At 66.3% G+C, this 19,956-nt stretch carries 13 protein-coding genes; 4 read left to right on the forward strand and 9 right to left on the reverse strand.

Annotated elements, in window-relative coordinates; translation table 11 throughout:
- The gene (locus tag DXT59_RS06220) at positions 1-591 is read right to left on the reverse strand and encodes an RNA polymerase sigma factor (RefSeq protein ID WP_116136050.1); all 591 of its coding nucleotides are present in this window, start codon (positions 589-591) and stop codon (positions 1-3) included.
- Between the two features lie 69 nt (positions 592-660).
- On the reverse strand, positions 661-1,539 hold the full coding sequence (locus tag DXT59_RS06225; protein ID WP_116136051.1) for a helix-turn-helix transcriptional regulator: 879 nt from the start codon (positions 1,537-1,539) through the stop codon (positions 661-663).
- 234 nt (positions 1,540-1,773) lie between these two features.
- Here DXT59_RS06225 and DXT59_RS06230 point away from each other — a divergent pair, with 234 nt between their 5' ends.
- Positions 1,774-2,541, forward strand: coding sequence for a class I SAM-dependent methyltransferase (locus DXT59_RS06230; protein ID WP_116136052.1), 768 nt, complete (start codon positions 1,774-1,776; stop codon positions 2,539-2,541).
- Between the two features lie 40 nt (positions 2,542-2,581).
- Here the strand turns inward: DXT59_RS06230 and DXT59_RS06235 are convergent, their stop codons facing one another.
- The 4 genes from DXT59_RS06235 to ppc form a co-directional block, all read right to left on the reverse strand.
- Positions 2,582-3,790, reverse strand: a complete 1,209-nt coding sequence (locus DXT59_RS06235) for an EAL domain-containing response regulator (protein ID WP_116136053.1) — start codon at positions 3,788-3,790, stop codon at positions 2,582-2,584.
- Positions 3,791-3,815: 25 nt separating this feature from the next.
- On the reverse strand, positions 3,816-4,805 hold the full coding sequence (locus DXT59_RS06240; protein ID WP_116136054.1) for a response regulator: 990 nt from the start codon (positions 4,803-4,805) through the stop codon (positions 3,816-3,818).
- Between the two features lie 15 nt (positions 4,806-4,820).
- A complete protein-coding gene (locus DXT59_RS06245) occupies positions 4,821-8,561 on the reverse strand; it encodes a PAS domain S-box protein (protein ID WP_116136055.1) in 3,741 nt (1,246 codons plus the stop codon).
- Between the two features lie 213 nt (positions 8,562-8,774).
- Positions 8,775-11,711, reverse strand: coding sequence for a phosphoenolpyruvate carboxylase (gene ppc / locus DXT59_RS06250; protein WP_116136056.1), 2,937 nt, complete (start codon positions 11,709-11,711; stop codon positions 8,775-8,777).
- A 247-nt stretch (positions 11,712-11,958) separates the two neighbouring features.
- Here ppc and hemC point away from each other — a divergent pair, with 247 nt between their 5' ends.
- Genes hemC through DXT59_RS06265 form a run of 3 tightly spaced genes read left to right on the forward strand, consistent with a single transcriptional unit; the run spans position 11,959 to position 16,233 of the window.
- Positions 11,959-12,942: a hydroxymethylbilane synthase gene (gene hemC, locus DXT59_RS06255; RefSeq protein WP_116136057.1), complete on the forward strand. Its 984-nt coding sequence runs from the start codon at positions 11,959-11,961 to the stop codon at positions 12,940-12,942.
- Positions 12,943-12,958: 16 nt separating this feature from the next.
- Complete coding sequence (hemDX, locus tag DXT59_RS06260; protein ID WP_116136058.1) at positions 12,959-15,037, forward strand: fused uroporphyrinogen-III synthase HemD/membrane protein HemX; 2,079 nt, start codon at positions 12,959-12,961, stop codon at positions 15,035-15,037.
- Between the two features lie 2 nt (positions 15,038-15,039).
- Positions 15,040-16,233 (forward strand): heme biosynthesis protein HemY, encoded by a 1,194-nt coding sequence (locus tag DXT59_RS06265; protein ID WP_116136059.1) that lies wholly within the window; start codon positions 15,040-15,042, stop codon positions 16,231-16,233.
- 55 nt (positions 16,234-16,288) lie between these two features.
- Here DXT59_RS06265 and DXT59_RS06270 read toward each other — a convergent pair whose 3' ends face one another.
- The 3 genes from DXT59_RS06270 to DXT59_RS06280 all read right to left on the reverse strand — a co-directional run bounded on the left by DXT59_RS06270 (position 16,289) and on the right by DXT59_RS06280 (position 19,927).
- On the reverse strand, positions 16,289-17,605 hold the full coding sequence (locus DXT59_RS06270) for an MFS transporter (RefSeq protein WP_116136149.1): 1,317 nt from the start codon (positions 17,603-17,605) through the stop codon (positions 16,289-16,291).
- A 56-nt stretch (positions 17,606-17,661) separates the two neighbouring features.
- Positions 17,662-18,420, reverse strand: coding sequence for an SDR family oxidoreductase (locus DXT59_RS06275; RefSeq protein WP_116136060.1), 759 nt, complete (start codon positions 18,418-18,420; stop codon positions 17,662-17,664).
- 67 nt (positions 18,421-18,487) lie between these two features.
- Positions 18,488-19,927: an aldehyde dehydrogenase family protein gene (locus tag DXT59_RS06280; protein ID WP_116136061.1), complete on the reverse strand. Its 1,440-nt coding sequence runs from the start codon at positions 19,925-19,927 to the stop codon at positions 18,488-18,490.
- Between the last annotated feature and the right edge of the window lie 29 nt (positions 19,928-19,956).

Consider the following 19,956-nt stretch of genomic DNA (forward strand, 5'->3'; position numbering starts at 1 on the left):
TCACTTGCCCCCCATGCAAATCTTCAGTTTTTCGAGCCCCCGGCGGACCCACGACTTGACCGTGCCGAGCGGCACCGACAGTTGCTCGGCGATCTCGCTGTGGCTTTGATCGCGCAGGTAGGCCAGCGCGACCGCCTGGCGCTGGCTCGCATCGAGCCGCGACAGGCATACTGCCAATTGCTTCGCCTGTTCCGACAATAGCGCCGTATCGGCCGGATCGCGCTCGTCGCCCGCGATGATTTCGTCGAGCGAATCGCTCCATTCGGTGACGAACGCGGTACCGTCGGACGCGACCGTTTTTTGCCGGCGCAGGCAGTCCAGCGCACGATTGCGCACGATGGCGGCCATCCACGTGAGCGGGGCCGCGAGCGCCTCGCGGTAATCGTCCGCGTGGCGCCAAATGCTGACGAACGATTCTTGCAACGCTTCCTCGGCCCATTCGCGCTTCACCAATATACGGAGCGCGACGCCAAACAGTTTCGCGCCGGTGAGTTCATAGAGCGTGCGCAGCGCCTTGGCGTCTTGCGCCGCAACGCGTGCGAGCAGGGCCGCGAGAACGGGCGGCGTGGGTTCGTTCGGCAGTGTCGTCATAGGGCGGCATGCGAGCCGTCATCGGTTTAGGGCGCTATCTTACCGCCTGTGCGCGGCCGTGCCGTTGGCTTACACGCGCACCAGCACGACGAGCAGCAAATCCTCGCGATGCGCGGGACGCAGCGTGATCTGATCGTAGACGATGCGCCCCTGGCGAGGATGATCGAACGCGCGGCTGCCGCCTTCGCGCTCACCGACGTCTTGCGAGGACCAAAATCGGACGAATTCATCGCTTTCGGCGCTGAGCGCATCGATCAACGCGCGCGTGGGGCCGTCGTTCAGGTGGCGGATCGAGTCGGCGCGAAATTCGGCCACGAGGCGGCGCGCCCGCGCTTCCCAATCGACGATGAGCTTGCGGGCCGCCGGTTCGGTGAACGTAAAACGCAGCAAGTTGCGTTCGCCCGGAGCCTCGGGCGCGCCATCGAGCCAGCCGACGAACAGCTCGGCCGCCTGCGTGTTCCATGCGAGCGCATTCCATTGGCGATCGAGTACGTAGGCGGGTGCGTCGACCAACCCGACGGTCGCGATCAACGAGGCCGGCGCATCGTTGGAGGCCGGCGTCGGTTCGGCCGGGTCCCGTTCGCCGGCCAGCTCGAACAAGTAGGCGCGCTCGGCACGCGAGAGCCGAAGGGCCACGGCGATGCGGGCGAGCGCGTCGGCGGAGGCCGAGACGGGACGCCCTTGTTCGATCCAGGTGTACCAGGTCGGGCTCACGCCGCACATTTGGGCGACTTCCTCGCGGCGCAGCCCCGGCGTGCGCCGGCGCGGGCCCGGCGGCAAACCGACGGCCTGCGGCGTGAGCCGCTCGCGATGCGCGCGAATGAAGTCGCCGAGCGCGCGCGCCGGCGACGCTTCGAGCGGCGTGGCGCAAGCCGCGCTTGCACCGGACGAAGCCGCGGCGGCGGGATGCGCGCTCGCGCGGGGACGGGGCGGCTGAGCGGTGGTCATAGGATCTGGCAAATGCGTTGAATCGAGGGGTGAGTCGGGCAAATCGGCTGGACCGGCGGTGAGGCCGCAGCCGGGTAGATCCGATACCGGGATATTTGCTTGGCTTGTACCGGTACCGGCGTGGCCATATTGTAGCGGGACGCGTCGTCGATTTGGCCGCTTGTATGGGCCGCGCGGCGGCGCCCACGCCGGTTTTCCGGCTTTTCCCTCATTCGCCGCCCAAGGAGCGCATCGATGAAACATCACGACCAGGTTGCCGACGCATTCGGCTCGACTGCCGCCGCTTATTTGACGAGCCCGACCCACGCGAGCGGCGCCGACCTGGATACGCTCGCGCAAGCGATCGCATCGACGCCGGGCGCCGAGGTACTCGATCTCGGATGCGGAGCCGGTCATGCGAGCTTCGCCGTTGCCGCGCACGCACGCTCGGTCGTGGCCTACGACATCGCCGAACCGATGCTCGCCACGGTCGTCGCGGCCGCCCGCGACAAGGGCCTTGCGAACATCCGCGCGCAGCAAGGCCCTGCCGAACAATTGCCGTTTGCCGATGCGTCGTTCGATTGGGTCGTGAGCCGTTTCAGCGCGCATCATTGGCGCGATTTGCCGCGCGCGTTGGGAGAGGTGCGACGCGTGCTGAAACCGGGCGGACGCGTGCTGTTCATCGACGTGGCCGGCGCCGACGATCCGTTGTTCGATACGCACTTGCAGGCGGTGGAAGTGCTGCGCGACGGGTCGCACGTGCGCAACTATCGCGCGGACGAATGGGTCGCGTTCTTTGGGGCGGCGGGTTGTCCGGCGAGCGTACGGCAGCGCTGGCGCATTTCGATCGAATTCGCGTCGTGGATCGCCCGGATGCGGACCCCGGCCGAGCGCGCCGCGGCGATTCGCTCGCTGTGGGCGAATGCGCCGGACGAAGTGCGCGACTACTACGGCGTGCAGCCCGACGGTTCGTTCATGCTCGATGTCGTCATGATCGAGGCGCGTTTAAGCGCGGCGGTATGACGGCATGGGCGGCGCACCCATGGCGCGCCGTCCGTCAGTGTCAGTGCGTGAGCGAGGCGTAGCGCGCCGCCCATGTTCGAGCCCAATCGGCGAGCGCGTCGCCCGGCATCGGCGCGCCGACGAAATCGCCTTGCGCGACATCGCATGACAAGTCGCGCAAGACCTTCCAGTCGTCGAGATCGTCGATGCCTTGCGCAATGGTGCGCATGTTCAACTGGCGCGCGAGCAGCAAGCTCGCCTTGACGATGGCGCCGAGCGAGGCGTCCCGGCTCGCGCCGTGTACGAAGCCGCCGTCCAGCTTGAGCTCGTCGAACGGCACGTCGCGCAGGTGCGCGAGCGACGCTTGTCCGGTGCCGAAATCGTCGAGCAGCAAGCTAATGCGCTTCAAGCGCAAGCGCGTCAGCACATCGAGCGAAATGAGCCCATCGCGCGTCATATGCGAGGTGTTGATTTCGAGCACGATGCGAGAAAGCGGGAAACCCGCGTGCTTGGCGGCATCGACGATGAAATCGGGAAAATCGAGCGCGGCGAGATCCTCCATCGACAAGTTGACCGCGACGCGGAAATCGTCGCCCAGGCCTTGCCATCTCGCAGCCTGTTCGAGGGTGGAGGGCAGCGTCGTGCGCGTCAAATCGTTGAGGACGCCATAGAATCGCTCATTGGCCAGCAGGCGATCGGCAGGGATCAGTCCGTCGCGCGGGTGGCGCCATGCGATCATCGCTTCGACGCCCGTCAGCTCGCCGGTCGCGAAGGCCACTTGCGGCTGAAAGCAGGTGACGACTTCCCCGGCGGCGATCGCGGCGCGCAGTTCCTCGGGCAGATAGGCCCCGCATATTTCGCTTGCCGACACCGGCGGCTTCACGCAGTGCAGCCGCTGCTGCAATTGCTCGCGCGTGGCCGGTTTCGCGAGCGACCCCAGCACGTGCAAGCCCCGCGAGTAGGCGAGCTTTTCCGCGCTCTTGAGCACGCGCGTGTCTTCGCCGCTGACCAGCACGACCTGTCCGTCGTAGCCGCGCTGCACGAGTTGACGGAGAAATTCGACGCCGTCCATGCCGGGCATTTGCAGATCGGTGAAAACGACGTCGATTTGGTGGTCCTGCGTTTCCAATACCGAAAGCGCGTCTTGCGCGTGCTCGTAGGACAGGATGTCCTCGTAGCCGAGGGCGGTCAATTGCCGCACCAGAACCTTCAATACGAACGGTTCGTCGTCCACCACGAGGATCTTGCGGGGGCGTGTGGTTTGCTCCATGTGCTGCACCAATGATGATCGACGGTCACACCGCCAAGGCGGGCAAGAACTGACGAAGCTTCTCGTGCAAGGTGTTTTTGTCGAACGGCTTGACGAGAAAATCGGCGGCGCCGGCCTTCAGGCTTTCGACGACGACGTTGCGCTCGCTGTGGCCCGTGACCATCAGGATCGGCACATGTCCGAACTGGCCGATCGACTTCAGCTTGCGCGTGGCCTCCACGCCGCTCGTGTCCGGCAAGCCCACGTCCATGAGCACGAGATCGGGCTTGTGCTCCCACATCTGTTCGATCGCTTGAGCGCCGGTGCCGGCGAACAAAACGTCGAGGTCCAGGCCGTTCATCAACCGGCCGATCAGCTTTTGCTGGAATTCGTCGTCCTCGACGATGAGCACCGCCAGTCGCCGCGGCGCTGCGGGAACTGCTTTCGGCGGCGGCGACTGCGGGCTCGCAGCCGATTGCGCCGGTTGTGCCGCGCTTGCCTGCGAGCCGGCCACGACGGTGTCGGTTTCGGCTTCGAGCGGCTTCGCCGCTTGCGTTCGCGGCCCGCTCACGCCGGCCGGGGCCGCGCGCGGCGCGACGTCGCCGGCTTGCTCTTTGGCCGTCATGATGCGCAGCGCTTGATGCACGGACATGCGCAGGCGCGGCGCGTCGTTGGTCGCCGGCCAAAACAGCACGTAATCGTCGAAGTGGCCGGTGCTGCACAAATCGTAGACGGTCCACACGTCGTGCTTGTTGCAGAGCACGACCACGCGATGCCGCGTCTCATGCACCACGCTGCTCATCCGATAAAGCCCGATGTAATAGCGCTGCGCCGCGTCGAGGGTATCGAACGCGAGGACGAGCACCGTCGGACGATGGGCCTCGAAATCGTCGACGGCGAACTCGGGTTTCGTCGATAGCCGCACGTTATGAAATTCGTCTTGCAGCAGTTTGCCTACGAGCTCCGCGTCGGCCACCGATTGGCTGGCGACGAGGACCGCCGCGTGCTTGGGCGTCAGATCGTTAAGTTCCGTCATGATTGACTGTCCTGATTATCTTGATTCCATGGCCAGCAGCCGATCGAGCGAATGCTCGACCGCGGCCAGTGCCGAATCGAACTGCTTGGCCCAGTTGGCCAGCAGCGCGAGGTCGCCGGCTTTGCCGGCGTTTTCGAGTTCGGCGCACAGATCGCCCAGCGTCAACGCGCCGACCGAGCGCGACGACGATTTGAGCTTGTGCGCGATGGCGCCGGCTTCGCGCCCACGGCCCGCGTCGCAGTGGGCGCGCAATTCCCCGGCCAAACGTCCGACGGACTGCTGATAGTCGGACAGCAGTTCGCGCACCGTGTCGGGATCGTCGCCGACGATGCCCTTGAGCACTTCGATATCGACCGCGCAGGCGTGTGCGGGCGCGGGCTCCGGCGCAGGCGCGGCCGGCACGGCGGCGGCGCTGTCGTGCAAGGGGAAGTGGGCGTCGAGCACGGCCTGCAAGCGCGCGAGTTGCAGCGGCTTGGTTAGGTAGCCGTCCATGCCGACGGCCTTGGCGCGAGCCGCTTCGCCCTGCACGGCGTTGGCCGTCAGCGCGATGATCGGCAAGCGCGCGGCGGGCTCTTCCTCGCGGCGAATCGTCTCCACGAGTTCGTAACCGTCCATCTCGGGCATATGCAAGTCCGTCAGCAGCAACGCATATCGGTTGGCGCGCCACAGCGCCAGCGCCTCGCGTCCGTCGCCCGCGATCTCGGCGGCATGGCCGAGCAACGCGAGTTGGCGCAGGATCACCTTTTGGTTGATCGCATCGTCTTCGGCCACGAGGATCAGCCGCCCGAGTTCGCGCGCTTGGGCGATCGACGGCGCGGTTCGGTTCGCACCCAATGCGCCCGCGCCGCGGACGGCGGCGTTCGAATTCGACAGCGCGCGGTGAACGTCGGGCGCCGCTTCGCCGATCTCGAGCGGCAAGCTGACCGTGAAGGTCGAGCCGGCGCCCAATTCGCTTTGCGCGGAGACTTCGCCGCCCATCAACTCGCACAGGCGCCGGCAGATCGCGAGGCCGAGGCCGGTGCCGCCGAAGCGGCGCGTCGTCGATGCTTCGGCTTGCGTGAACGGCTTGAAGAGCTTGGGCAGCGTGTCGGCGGACATGCCGATTCCGTTATCGGCGACATGGAAGCGAATTTGCACGCGGCGCGCCTGCGACGGGTGCGGCTCGGCCTCGACGGTGACGCTGACCGCGCCGGGCTTCTCGGGCCGGCCGCCCGAAAATTTGATGGCATTGCCGACGAGGTTGTAGAGCACTTGCCGCAGCCGCGTGTCGTCCGAGAGCACGACCTTCGGCAGATCGGGCGAAACGGATTTCGACAGTTTCACGCCGGCTCGGTCGGCCACGGGCATCAGCGATTGGCACAAGCCGTCGACGAGGTGAGCGATGGAAAGCGGGACGCGTTCGATATGAAGCCGTCCGGCCTCGATCTTCGAGAAGTCGAGGATGTCGTCGATCAGCGTCAGCAGGGCATTGGCCGATTCGCGGATCGTGGTGACCATGTCGCCCTGATCGGTCGAGAGCGGCGATTGCGAAAGCACTTCGATCATGCCGATGACGCCGTTCATCGGCGTACGGATCTCGTGGCTCATCGTGGCCAGGAACGCGCTCTTGGCGCGCGACGCCGATTCGGCATCGGCGCGCGCCTGCTCCAGTTGCCGAGTGGCGCGACGGCTTTCGGTCACGTCGCGCGCGGTCGCGTAGACGAGGCCCTCGAGTTGGATTGCCTTCCAAGCGAGCCAGCGCGTACTGCCGTCCTTGCAGAGGTAACGATTCTCGAACTGGTCGATCGGCTCGCCGGGCCGGCGGCTTTCGATCTCGTGCATCGTGCGCGTACGGTCCTCGGGATGGACGAATTCGATGAACGGACGCGAGAGCAATTCGTCGGCGGTCCAGCCAAGCACCTTCGTGAACGCCGGGTTCACGCGCTTGAATCGGCCTGCCGGGTCGGCGAGACACGTCAAATCGAGCGAGAGGTCGAAGAGCCGGTCGCGCTGGGTCTCGGCTTCCTTGCGCCCCGTGATGTCTTGCAGCATGACGAGAGCGCCGCGCACGCCGTCGAGCTCATAGGGCACGGCGGTCATTTCGCCGATAAAGGCGGTACCGTCGAGCCGCAGCCATTTCTCTTCGCGAGCCGGCGCGGCGGTGAAGCGCCGCAGGAGCCGGCCGATCCGCTCCTCGATGACTTCGCGATGCTCCGCGTGCACGAACTCTACGATCGACAGCCCGCGAATTTGCGTGGCCGAATACGCACCGAGCATTTCGAGCGCCTTGGGGTTGGCGAACGCGATCTTGAACTCTTGAATCAGAAATACGGCGTACGGCGACAGTTCGATCAGTTGCCGGTAACGCGACTCGCTCTGCATCAGCGCTTGCTCGTTCGCATGTTCGCGGCTCACGTCGCGGATGAGGGCGACGACGCCGCTCGAGTCCGCACCGCGCCGCTCGACGCGCATTTCGTAGACGCTCGGGAAGGGCGTCTCGAGATGGAAGACGGCATTGGCCGAATGCGCGAGCGCCGTGCCGTCGAGCATCTGCGCGAACTGGCGCGCTTTGCCGTCCCGCTGGGCGCTTGGGTCCGCGCGGAAAAACGCTCGGGCGATCTCAAAGGGCGTTGCCGTCGCGATTTCGCCGTCGCTCCAGCCCAAGAGTTCGAGCAGGCGAGGGTTGTAGCCGTCGATATGGCCGTCGGCCGACAGCCCGATCGCACAATCGGGAATCGCCTTGAACAGGGCATCGGCCCGCTTTGCTTCGGCGATCGTGCGCTCATGCGCTTCGCGTTCGCGGCCCGAGGCGGCTTGCAGACGACGGAAGAGCCGGCTCTGTCTGGCTTCGGCCGCAAGGATCAGAGCAGTGAGGACGACCCCGGCGATGACGAGCGCGAGCATGCGCATGCGAAACGCCGCCAGGAACTCGGCATTCGAGAAACCGACCATCACCACGAGCGGGTAATCGGGCAAGGTTCGATAGCTCACGCTGCGCCGGACATGATCGATCGGGCTCACGGCGTCGAAGTGCCCCCGCGGCGACGCCGAGAGTGCGACGCGCAACGGCGAGTTTTCCGGCAGCCGCAGCCAATCGAGGTTGCTTCGATCGCCGCTGCGGCGGGCGCGAATGGAGAAGTCCGCCGTGCCGACGACCGAGACCAGGCCGTTATGGCCGAGGCGTAGCGTATCGTAAAGCTCGGTCAAGTACGAGGGCGGCATCGAGATGACGATGACGCCGAGAAACCGGCCTTGCGGGTCGTCGACGCGCTGCGAAAGCTGAATCGAGGCTTCGCCGCTGATGCGCCCGATCACGGGCCGGCCCACGAACAGGCGAGTGCTCGGATCATCCAAGTGCACGCGGAAATGTTCGCGATCGGACAGATCGATCGGTTTGAAGCCCGGAATGGTGGAAGCGCGCAAGACGCCGTGTTTGTCGATGACGGCGATTTGGGAGAATACGTCGAGATCGAGCAGCCCGGAATGGACGTAATTCTCCAGCGACAGATCGACGCCGTCGCGGCGCACGAGCCACGCGACGACGGAGGCGGCCTGGTTCGCCTCGCGCAGCACACGCGACGTATGCGCCGAGAGCGCATCGGCGAGCGTATCCGCTTGTAGTCGCTCGTTCGTCAATTCGGTTCTGACATCCCAGGTCGAAAAGGCGCCGAGGGCGAGCCACAGCGCAAAAATCAAACCGAGGGCCGTCGCGTGATTAACACGCAACGTATGCGGGATTTTTGTCAGCGAGCGAAAAAGGGACGAAACGTTAATCATGGTACGTCGAGCAGTTTTATCGGCTTCGCGTGCCGCAAAACCGGCTATTACGTTTTCTTTAACGACTGCATTTCGAGAAAACTTAAGCGAGCGGGGGCGGTATAAACACCTAAGGGTCATCGACCCTAATTTCGCAAAGTAATAAAAAAGGCTGTCCGCTTTCGCGAACAGCCTTTTTAAACGCGGCAGCGGTTTGCCCGTGCCGTTATGGACTTAGCCCGTATTGCGCAGTCCGGCTGCGATGCCGTTGATGGTCAAATGAATACCGCGCCGCACCCGCGCATTCGAATCCCCCGCGCGATGCCGCTTGAGTAGCTCGACCTGCAAGTGATTGAGCGGGTCCAGGTACGGAAAGCGGTTCTTAATCGAGCGCGCGAGCAGCGGATTATCGGCGAGCCGCTCGTCTTTGCCCGTAATTTCGGCGAGCGCATGCGACGTCCGTTCCCATTCGGCGACGATGCGTTCAAACACGTGTTTGCGCAGTTTCTTGTCGTCGACGAGTTGGGCGTAGCGCGAGGCCACGGCGAGATCGGTCTTGGAGAGCACCATATCCATGTTCGAGAGCAGTGTCGAAAAGAACGGCCAGCTCTTGTACATCTTGCGCAACATGGTCAGGCGCCGCGTACGGTCGGCCTCGCTCGCCGCGCCTTCGAGATGCGCGGCAACGGCGCTGCCGAAGCCGTACCAACCCGTGAGCAGCAGGCGGCATTGTCCCCAGGAAAAGCCCCAAGGAATCGCGCGCAGATCCTCGATGCGGCGGTGCTTCGGATCTTGCAGCTTGCGCGAGGCCGGACGGCTGCCGATATTGAGCTCGGCGATCTCTGAAATCGGCGTGGACGAGAAGAAGTAATCGGTAAAGCCGGGCGTCTCGTAGACGAGCGCGCGATAGGCGGCCATCGCCGCATTCGAGAGCGATTGCATCGTCTCTTCGAACGCGGCGAGATTGGCCGGCGCGTTGCCCTGCGGCACGAGGGACGCTTCGAGCGTGGCGGCCACGACCGTCTCCAAGTTGCGTCGCCCGATTTCGGCGTTGCTGAACTTACTCGCGATGACTTCGCCCTGCTCGGTCAAGCGGATTTGGCCGTTCACGGTGCCCGGCGGCTGCGACAAGATCGCCTGATAGGTCGGACCGCCGCCGCGGCCGACCGTGCCGCCGCGGCCATGGAACAGACGCAGCGTGATGCCGCGCTCGCGGAACAGCGCGACGAGCGCGAGTTCGGCACGATACAACTCCCAGTTCGACGTGAGAAAGCCGCCGTCCTTATTGCTGTCCGAGTAGCCGAGCATGACTTCTTGTTCGCCGCCTTGATGCGCGAGCAGCGCATCGACCCCCGGCAGCGCGAAATACTCGCGCATGATGACGGGCGCGTTGCGCAAATCGGCGATCGTCTCGAACAGTGGGATGACCATCAAGCCGTTCTTGGCGCGGGCGCCGAGCGTACCTTCGAGCAGCCCGGTCTCCTTTTGAAGCAGCAGCACTTCGACCAGATCGCTGACCGTCTCGGTATGCGAGATGATGTAGTTGCGCACGGCGCGCGAGCCGAAGCGTTCACGCGTCACGCGGGCCGTTTCGAGGACGGCCAGCTCGCTCTTCACGAGCGGCGAGTAATCGAGGTAGGGCGAGCGCAGCAGGCGCGGTTGTTCGAGTTCCGCGAGCAGCACGCGCAGCTTGTCGGCTTCGGAAAGCGACGCGTAGTCGTTTTCGACGCCCGCCCGTGCGAGCAATTCGGCGATGACGGCTTCGTGCACGTCGGAGCTTTGGCGCAGATCGATCGACGCCAGGTGGAAGCCGAACACTTGCGCGGCGCGCGCGAGCGGCGCGAGCCGCGGCGCGGCCAGCGAGCTGCCGTGATGCGCCGCCAGCGAATCGACGAGCACGCTCAGATCGCGCGCGAACGCTTGCGCGTCGGCATAGGGCTCGCAATCGCGATGCACGCCGCTGCGCGTGTGAACGGTGCCTTCGCCGAGCAAGGCGCGCGCGGTCGCGGCGAGCCGCGCATAGACGCCGATCAGCGCGCGGCGATACGGTTCGTCGACGCGGTGCGGCGATTGATCGGGCGAGGCGGCGGCAAGCGCCTTGAGCGCGTCGCTCGAGCCTGCCAGCAGGTTCGACACGGACAGTTCGGCACCGAGCGCGTGCACTTGTTCGAGGTAATGTTCGAAGATGACCGTGGCTTGCCGCGTGATCGCATGTTCGAGCGTGGCCGCGGTCACGTTCGGATTGCCGTCGCGGTCGCCTCCGATCCAACTGCCCATCTGGAAGAACGCCGGGACATGGGCCGGCGTACCGGTATGTTCGTCGAGCGCCGTCTCGATGTCGTCGTAGAGCGCCGGGATTTCATTGAGGAACGTGGCCCGATAGTACGACAAGGCGTTTTCGATTTCGTCGGCCACGGTCAAACGCGAATCGCGCAGCATGCGGGTTTGCCAAAGCGTCGTGACGCGCGCGCGCAGCATCGCTTCGTTGTGCGCCCGCTCGCGTTCGGTCAACGGCTGATCGCGCTCCGCCAGCAAACGGGCGATGTCGTGCTGCGCGTCGAGAATGCTCTTGCGTTGCACTTCCGTGGGGTGGGCCGTCAGCACGGGCACGATCAGTGCGTCGTCGAAGAAGCGCTTGAGCGTATCGGCGTCGAGATTGCCCGCGAGCGCGAGACGGCTCAACGCGTAGGCGATCGTGCCGGCCTGCGGCGCCGAGCCCGCCATCGCATGAATGCGGCGGCGGCGGTTGTGGTGGCGATCTTCGGCGATATTGGCCAAATGCGAGAAAAAGCTGAACGCGCGCACGACGCTGACCGTTTGTTCGGGCGTGAGCGTGCGCAATTGTTTCTCGAGCGCTTGCGCCGCGCTCGTGTCGTCCTCGCGCCGGAACTTGACGGCGTTCTGACGAATCGTTTCGACGACGTCGAAGACGGCGTCGCCTTCCTGCTCGCGCACGACGTCGCCGAGCAGGCGGCCGAGGTAGCGAATATCCTGGAACAGCGGCTGATCTTTGTCCTCGCGTCCGCGCGCGGACGCTTTAGCCGGCGTGGCGCCGTCGGCGCGCGCGGTGGCGGCGGGGGCCGCTGCGGCTAGCGCGGCGGATTTCTTTTTGGACGAGCGAGGCGATGCATCGTTGCGGCGGGCGGTGCGCGCCGATCCGGAAGACGTCACGGTGGGTTCCTCAGTGAAGCCAGGGTGAAAAAGGGGGCTGACTGCCGACAACTACTCAAAACTGACCAAACGACTGCGAACGTGCTGGCTTGCGCTCAAGTTGCCGTGGGCGAAACGCTCGTGGCGATCGCGCCGGGCGCCGGGATCCGCGTTGCGCGCAGCGATCGCCGGCTAGCGCGAAAAATGGGGCAAGGCGTGCGTGCTACCATTTCTCGATGTTCGATCCCGTCCTTCGAAGTGTTGACTCATGAATTCCGAGACGCTTTCAGCCGCACCGCCCACCGAACTCGTCATTGCCTCGCGGGAAAGTCGTCTCGCGATGTGGCAGGCTGAGTTCGTGCGCGATGCGCTGCGGAAATTATATCCATCTTGCGACGTCCGAATTCTCGGAATGACGACGCGCGGCGATCAAATTCTCGATCGGACGCTCTCGAAGGTCGGCGGCAAGGGCCTGTTCGTCAAGGAACTCGAGAATGCGCTGGCGGAGGGCAGCGCCGATTTGGCCGTGCATTCGCTCAAGGACGTGCCGATGTCGTTGCCGGAAGGGTTCGAACTCGCCGCCGTCATGGAGCGAGAGGACCCGCGCGACGCGTTGGTCTCGAACGCATACGACTCGCTCGCCGCGCTGCCTGCCGGTGCCGTGGTCGGTACGTCGAGCTTGCGGCGCGAGTCGATTTTGCGCGCGCGCTACCCGCATTTGATCGTGCAGCCTTTACGGGGCAACCTCGACACGCGGTTGGCCAAGCTCGATCGCGGCGATTACGCGGCGATCATCCTGGCCGCCGCGGGGCTCAAGCGCCTCGGGTTGGCGGCGCGCATTCGCGCCTTGCTCGACGTGGACGATAGCCTGCCCGCGGCGGGGCAAGGGGCGCTCGGTATCGAAATTCGCGCGGGGCGGCGCGAGTTGCAAGCCTGGCTCGCGCCCTTGGAACATGCGCCGACGCGGCTCGCCGTCGAAGCGGAGCGGGCGGTCTCGCGCGCGCTCGGCGGGAGCTGCGACGTGCCGCTGGCCGCGCACGCCGCCTGGCAGGGCGGGCAACTGCATCTCGCGAGCCGCGTCTCGATGCCCGACGGCAGCCGTCCGGCGTTTGGCGAGGCCTCGGCGGCCGTGGCGAGCGCGGCGGACGCGCGCGCGCTCGGCGATGCCGTGGCGCGCTCGCTCGTAGCGCAAGGCGCGCTTCAGGTCGTAGCCGAGCTAGCGAGCGCCCGCGGCGCCGAGCCGGCCGCCTGAACGCCGGCCCGGATCGATGGCGAGCGCCGAGCGCGGCAGCCCCCCGGGTGAACGCCCCGGTCAAAGCCCTGGCGGCGAGCGGTTCACGGCCGTGCTCACGCGCCCGGCCGGACAGTCGGCGTCGCTTGCCGCGGCACTCGAGCGCGCCGGCATCGCGGCGTTCGACTTTCCTCTGATCGAAATCGCGCCGGTGCTGGACGACGCGCCGCTTCGGGCGGCATTGGCCTCGCTCGAGCGATATGCGCTCGTGATCTTCGTTTCGCCGAACGCGATCGAGCGGGCGCTTGCCGCCGCGCCCGCGCTCGTGTGGCCCGCGCAAGTGCCGATCGGCGTCGTGGGACCCGGCAGCATTACCGAGTTGGCTCGCCATGGCATCGCGGCGCCCGCGCACCAGGTGATCGCACCGGCGGGGGCGGATTCGAGCGAAGACGGCGAGGGCAATGGCAATGGCGACGCGAACACGCGCTTCGACTCGGAAGCGCTTTTTGCCGCGCTGACGGCTCGGCTCGGCTTCGCGGCGTTAGACGGGCAATCCGTGCTGATCGTGCGCGGCGACGGCGGCCGCGAGTGGCTGGCCGATCGGCTGCGCGAAGCGGGCGCGCTCGTCGAAGCCGTCTGCGCCTACCGGCGCGTGGTTCCCGCGCCGCCTGCCGACGCCTGGGCGCGCGTGCGCGCGCTACTGGGAGGCGCGCCGCATGCTTGGCTGCTGACGAGTTCCGAAGGCGTGCGCAATCTCGATGCGCTCGCGCAAGCCTGGCTTGCGCCCGCCGAGCGCGCCGCGTTGCTGCGCGCGCCGCTCGTCGCGCCGCATCCGCGCATCGCGGAGACGGCACGGGCGGCTGGTTTTGATACGATTACGGCATCCGGCCCCGGCGATGCGCGCATCCTCGCGGCCTTGCGCGCCTTATCCGCATCGTCTCGCGCCGCACTCGACCCACCGGTTTGGGCCGCCACGGCTCAGGCCTCATCCTCGACTCATTCGCGCATGACTGATACGAACCAAGAATCGTCTTCCGCCTCGTTCCAGCCGGCCGCGACGCCGCCGTTTCCTCCGCCGATGCCGCCCGTCTACGACGCGCCGCGCCGGCGCGCAAGCGGCTTCGTCTGGATCGTGCTGATCTTGCTGGCCGTGGCAACCGGTATTGCCGCCTTTGCGTTCAACCGCAAGCTCGACCGGCTCGATGCCGCGTTGGCCGCCCGGCAGCAGGCGCTCGTCGCGCAAACGGCCGAACTGCGCATGAAAACCGAGCAGGCGACGGCGACGGCGCATCAGGCCGAGGCCGAATTGCAGCAGCTCCAAGGCAAGCTGGCCGACGCGCAGACGGCGCAGCAAGCCTTGCAGCAGCAATATCAGAATCTCGCCGCCAACCGGGACGATTGGACGCTCGCCGAAGTCGAGCAAATGCTCTCGAGTGCGAGCCAGCAATTGGAGCTCACGGGCAATACGCAACTCGCGCTGTTCGCGCTGCAAAGCGCCGACACGCGCCTGGCCGCGTCCTCGAGCCCGCAGGCGCTCCTCGTGCGGCGGGCGATCGCGCAGGATATCGACAAGCTGAAGGCGGCGCCGTCCACCGACCTGACCGGGCTGGCGATCAAGCTCGACGATGCGATCGCGCAAGTCGACACCCTGCCGTTGCTCGGCGAGGTCCAAAGCGAGGGCGCGCGGGGCAAGGCAGCCGCGCCCACGCCGGGGGCGGCCAGTGCCGCGGCGCCCGGCGAATCGCGCGTCGCGCATTGGTGGCGCGTGTTCTCGAGCGCGGCGGGCGAGCAATTGCGATCGCTCGTGCAAGTGCGCCGGCTCGACAACGCGGACGCGATGCTCAACTCGCCGCAGCAGGGCGAATTCGTTCGCGACAACGTCAAGCTGCGTCTGTTGTCGGCCCGCTTGGGACTGCTCTCGCGTAACCAGGCGACGCTCGAATCGGATTTGAAGGATGTCGATGCCGCGCTCGCGCGCTACTTCGACGGTGCTTCCAAGCGGACGCAGACGGTGCGCGCGTTGATCAAGGACGTGATGCAGGGCGCGCAAGCGGTGACGGTGCCGAACCTGAACTCGAGCCTCCAAGCGATCCACGACAACAAGAGCCGAGGCTGACGATGGCACTCAGAGGACTCTTGTGGCTTGCGTTGCTGTTCGTGCTCGCGGTCGTGCTGGCGACAGTCGGCCATTTCGATGCGGGCCAGGTGCTGATCGTCTATCCGCCGTACCGCGTGGACGTCTCGCTCAATCTCGTCGTGGTCGGCATCGTCGCGCTGTTCATCGTGCTCTACGCGGCGATTCGGATCGCGCGCAACGTCTGGACCATGCCGCAACGCGTGGCAGCGTATCGCGCGCGGGCCAAGGAGGCGAAGGCGCATGCCGCGTTGCGCGACGCGATCGGTAATCTCTATGCCGGGCGTTTCTCGCGCGCGGAAAAGGCGGCGCGCGAGGCGCTCTCGCTCGAATCGAACAAGGGCGCGGCGGGCATCGTCGCGGCCGTCGCCGCGCACCGCATGCGCGAGTACGTGCGGCGCGACGAGTGGCTGGCCGCCATCGACGCGCCCGATTGGCAGGATGCGCGCCTCATGGCCAGCGCCGATATGCGCGCCGACGGACGCGATCCGGAAGGCGCGTTGTCGGCGCTGACCGAGATGCAGGCGCAGGGCACGCGCCGCATCCACGCGCAACAGATTGCCTTGCGCGCGCAACAGCAACTGAAGAACTGGGCGGAGGTGCTCAAGCTCGTCAAGACGCTCGAGAAGCGCGAGGCGCTGCATCCGACCGTCGCCGTGCGTTTGCGCCAGCAGGCGGTCGAGCATTTGCTGCGCGATCGCCGCCACGACCCCGATGCGCTGCTCGCGCTATGGAATTCGCTGGCCGTGGTCGAGCGCCAGTCGCCGCGCCTGGCCGATTTGGCCGCCGAACTGCTGATCGCTTTGAACCGCCAGCAGGACGCGCGCAAGATCGTCGAGGAAGCGCTGGCCCATAACTGGGACGCGCGCCTCTTGCGCCGTTACCCCGAGACGGCGCAAGCCGATGCGCTGCCGCTGATCCAAAAGGCCGAAGGCTGGCGCAAGGAACGCACGGAGGATCCCGATCTGTTCTTCGCGCTGGGGCGCCTATGTTTGCATCAGAAGCTCTGGGGCAAGGCGCAATCGTTTTTGGAATCGGCGCTGCGGCTCGCCGGCGACAACGACGCGCTCGTCATCCGCACGCACCGCGCGCTCGCGCGCTTGTTCGAGGAGCTCGGCGAGCCCGAGCGCGCGGCCGAACACTACCGCGCCAGCGCGCTGGCCATGAAAATCGTTTGAGCCCTCGCGCCGCCCGCGCGGACCGCGGGCGGCGCTTTTTCGCTCCCTCTCCACATTACTTGTTCACGAGCCGCGCCGGGACGCTGAGCGCGAGCACGGCGCCGAGCACCATGAAGGCGGCGAGCATGTACATCCCCGAGTCGTTCGCGCCGGTCGCTTGCTTGAGCCAGCCGACCGCATAAGGACTCAGAAATCCGGCCAGATTGCCGATCGAATTGATCATGGCGATGCCGGCAGCGGCGCCCGCGCCGGCGAGGAACGCCGTCGGCAGGCTCCAGAAAAGCGGCAATGCGGTGATGATGCCGGCCGTCGCCAGCGTCAGCGCGGCCATCGCGAGCACTGTGTCGTGCGCCCATCCGACCGATAGCACTAACCCAAGCGCGCCGGCCAGGCCCGGGACGGCGACGTGCCAGCGGCGCTCACGCCGATGGTCCGCGCTGCGGGCGACGACGATCATGGCGACGACGGCCGCAGCGAACGGAACGGCCGATAGCAAACCGATCGAGAAAGCGTCGGTGACGCCCGTGGCCTTGATGATCGTGGGCAGCCAGAAGCTGACGCCGTACAGGCCCATGACGAACGAAAGGTAGATGAGGCTCATGAGCCAGACGCGTCCGCTCGCGAGGACCGTTCCGAGCGGTAGCTCCTCCTTCTGGGCATCCTCCGAGCGGATATTTCGTTCGAGCAATTGTTTCTCTTCGTTCGACAGCCAATGCGCGTTGGCGATGCGGTCGTCGAGCAAGAAGAACACGAGCACGCCGGCCAGCACCGAGGGCAGGCCTTCGAGCAGGAACAGCCACTGCCAGCCTTGCAGGCCGCTCGCGCCGTCGAACGTTTTGAGGATGTAGCCCGAGACGGGGCCGCCGACCACGCCCGATAGCGCGACGGCCGTCATGAACCAAGTCGTCATGCGCCCGCGCCGGTGGGCCGGATACCAATAGGTCAGGTAAAGGACGATGCCCGGGAAGAAGCCCGCCTCGGCGAGCCCGAGCAAGAAGCGCATGGCATAGAACATCGCGGGCGTCGTGACGAACATCGTCAGCGCCGAGATGAGGCCCCACGACACCATGATCCGGGCGACCCAAAGCCGTGCGCCGACGCGGTGCAAGATCAGATTGCTAGGAATCTCGAACAGAAAGTAGCCGAGAAAGAAGATGCCCGCGCCGAGGCCGTATACCGCATCGCTCAGGTGCAGCGCAGAGGCCATTTGCAGCTTCGCGAAACCGACGTTGACGCGATCGAGGTACGCCACGAGGTAGCACAGGAGGAGCAGCGGCAACAGCCGCCACGAGACCTTGCGGTAAGTAGCGGCTTCGACGCTGGCTGTGGGCGCGGGCATCGAGACGGGATCGACGGGATTGGGGCTTGCCATGGGTGTCTCCTCTTCGTTCTTCATTGTGATAGTGGTTTCGATCGCCGGTAGGGCGATCAGACGCAGCGTCCGCCATCCACTTCCAGACTCACGCCGGTGATGAAAGCGGCGTCGTCGGAGGCGAGGTAGAGCGCGGCGTTCGCCACATCCTGAGGCGTCGAAAAGCGGCCCAGCGGGATGCCGGCGAGAAAGCGCTTGCGGTTTTCGGGGGTATCCTCGCAGCCCATGAATTCGGTGAGCAGCCCCGTTTCGCCGATGACGGGGTTCACGCAGTTCACGCGGATCTTGTCGGGGCCGAGTTCCGCCGCGAGCGCCCGGCTCGCGACGATGACGGCGCCCTTGCTGCCGTTGTACCAGACGAGGCCCGGGCGCGGACGCACGCCCGCCGTCGAGGCGATGTTGACGAACGCGCCGCCGCCCTGTTCGCGAAAGTACGGTACGAACGCCTGCACGCTCCAGTAGATGCTCTTGACGTTGACGGCGTAGACCCGGTCGAATTCGGCTTCCGTCACGTCCATGACCGGCTTGTTGCGATGCGTCGTGCCGGCGTTGTTGACGACGATATGCACGTGGCCGAAATCGCCGAGCGCCGTTTCGCGCAGCGTGTGCCAGTCGTCGATTTTCGTGACGTCGCCCGTGACGGCGATCGCACGTCCGCCCGCAAGCGCGATCTCGCTGGCGACGCGCTCGGCCGCCGCGCCGTTCAGATCGTTGACCACCACGTTCGCGCCTTCGCGCGCGAATGTCTTGGCGATGCCTTCGCCGAAGCCCGAACCGGCGCCCGTGACGACTGCCGTTTTGCCCTCCAACCGCATGATGTCTCCCTCCTGGCCTGCGTGGCCTGTCGATATGTCGCGCGATGTATGTTGCAGGCCGGACCGGCTAGCCGTGTTTGATCGCGATGGTTTTGAGCGTGGTGAAGCCGTATAGCGCTTCGAAACCTTTTTCGCGTCCGTGGCCTGATTGGCCCGTGCCGCCGAACGGCAGTTCGACGCCGCCGCCCGCGCCATAGTTGTTGATGAACACTTGCCCCGCGCGCAGGCGCCGCGCCAGGCGCATTTGCCGCCCGCCGTCGCGCGTCCACACGCCGGCGACGAGGCCGTAGCGCGTGCCGTTCGCGAGCGCGAGCGCCTCTTGCTCGTCCGCGAACGGCAGCAAGGACAGCACGGGGCCGAAAATTTCCTCCTGGGCGATCCGATGTTCGGCGGGTACGTCGGCGAACAGCGTCGGCGCTTGATAGAACCCGCCGCTCGGCGCATCGGCGGCGATCTCCCCGCGCGCCGCGACGCGAATCCCGTCGCGCTCGGCATCGGCGACGAATTGCGCGACGCGGGCTTGCTGCCTCGCGTTGATGAGCGGCCCGCAATCGAGGCTGCGCTCGCTCGGGCCGACGCGCAGTGCGCCGAATGCCTTGCTCAGACGCTCGAGCAGTTCGCCATAGACGGCGCGCTCGATCAAAACGCGGCTACCGGCCGAGCAGGTTTGACCGGCGTTCTGAATAATGGCGGCCATGAGCATCGGCAGCGCGGCATCGAGATCGGCATCGGCGAAGACGATTTGCGGCGACTTTCCGCCGAGTTCGAGCGTGACGGGCGCATGGTGTTCGGCGGCCAGTTGGGAGACGAGCGTACCGACGCTCGGCGATCCCGTGAACGAAATATGGTCGACGCCGGGGTGGCGCGCAAGCGCGGCGCCCGCTTCGGTCCCATAGCCCGTCACGATGTTGAGCGCACCCGCCGGCACACCGGCTTCGGCGGACAGTGCCGCGACGCGCAGCAGCGACAGGCACGCGTCCTCGGAAGGTTTGACGACGCACGCGTTGCCCGCGGCCAGCGCGGCGCCGACGCTGCGCCCGAAGATCTGCATCGGATAGTTCCACGGGACGATATGGCCGGTGACGCCGTGCGGTTCGCGCACCGTCATGACCGTGTACCCGGCTTGGTAGGGCAGCGTCGCGCCGTGCAGCTTGTCGCAGGCGCCCGCGTAGAACTCGAAGTAGCGGGCGAGCGCGGCGGCGTCGGCGCGCGCCTCGCGCAGCGGCTTGCCGGTATCGCGCGCTTCGAGTCGCGCAAGCTCCTCGCCGCAGGCCGCGACGAGCATCGATAGCCGGCTGAGGATGCGGCCGCGCTCGGCGGCGCTCGTATGACCCCACGCGCCCCCGTAGGCGGCACGGGCGGCATGGACGGCGGCGTCGATGTCGGCGGGGCTGCCGCGCGCAATGCGCATGAACGGCTGGCCGTCGGACGGATCGACCATCTCGATCGCCTCGCCCGAGGCGGGCGCTGCCCAGTTGCCGTCGATGAAGTGCTTTGCTTCTTCCATCCAGCCCTCCTCGGGGTGAATTCGGAACT

The sequence above is a fragment of the Trinickia diaoshuihuensis genome, assembly GCF_003390925.1.
Classification (GTDB): Bacteria; Pseudomonadota; Gammaproteobacteria; order Burkholderiales; family Burkholderiaceae; genus Trinickia; species Trinickia diaoshuihuensis.

Excerpts from the sequence above, each read along its gene's own strand:
- DXT59_RS06265 (WP_116136059.1), top strand. The coding sequence starts at position 15,040 with ATGGCACTCAGAGGACTCTTGTGGCTTGCGTTGCTGTTCGTGCTCGCG.
- DXT59_RS06240 (WP_116136054.1), bottom strand. The coding sequence starts at position 4,805 with ATGACGGAACTTAACGATCTGACGCCCAAGCACGCGGCGGTCCTCGTC.
- DXT59_RS06235 (WP_116136053.1), bottom strand. The coding sequence starts at position 3,790 with ATGGAGCAAACCACACGCCCCCGCAAGATCCTCGTGGTGGACGACGAA.
- hemDX (WP_116136058.1), top strand. The coding sequence starts at position 12,959 with ATGGCGAGCGCCGAGCGCGGCAGCCCCCCGGGTGAACGCCCCGGTCAA.
- DXT59_RS06245 (WP_116136055.1), bottom strand. The coding sequence starts at position 8,561 with ATGATTAACGTTTCGTCCCTTTTTCGCTCGCTGACAAAAATCCCGCAT.
- DXT59_RS06230 (WP_116136052.1), top strand. The coding sequence starts at position 1,774 with ATGAAACATCACGACCAGGTTGCCGACGCATTCGGCTCGACTGCCGCC.
- DXT59_RS06280 (WP_116136061.1), bottom strand. The coding sequence starts at position 19,927 with ATGGAAGAAGCAAAGCACTTCATCGACGGCAACTGGGCAGCGCCCGCC.
- DXT59_RS06225 (WP_116136051.1), bottom strand. The coding sequence starts at position 1,539 with ATGACCACCGCTCAGCCGCCCCGTCCCCGCGCGAGCGCGCATCCCGCC.
- DXT59_RS06275 (WP_116136060.1), bottom strand. The coding sequence starts at position 18,420 with ATGCGGTTGGAGGGCAAAACGGCAGTCGTCACGGGCGCCGGTTCGGGC.
- DXT59_RS06270 (WP_116136149.1), bottom strand. The coding sequence starts at position 17,605 with ATGGCAAGCCCCAATCCCGTCGATCCCGTCTCGATGCCCGCGCCCACA.
- hemC (WP_116136057.1), top strand. The coding sequence starts at position 11,959 with ATGAATTCCGAGACGCTTTCAGCCGCACCGCCCACCGAACTCGTCATT.
- DXT59_RS06220 (WP_116136050.1), bottom strand. The coding sequence starts at position 591 with ATGACGACACTGCCGAACGAACCCACGCCGCCCGTTCTCGCGGCCCTG.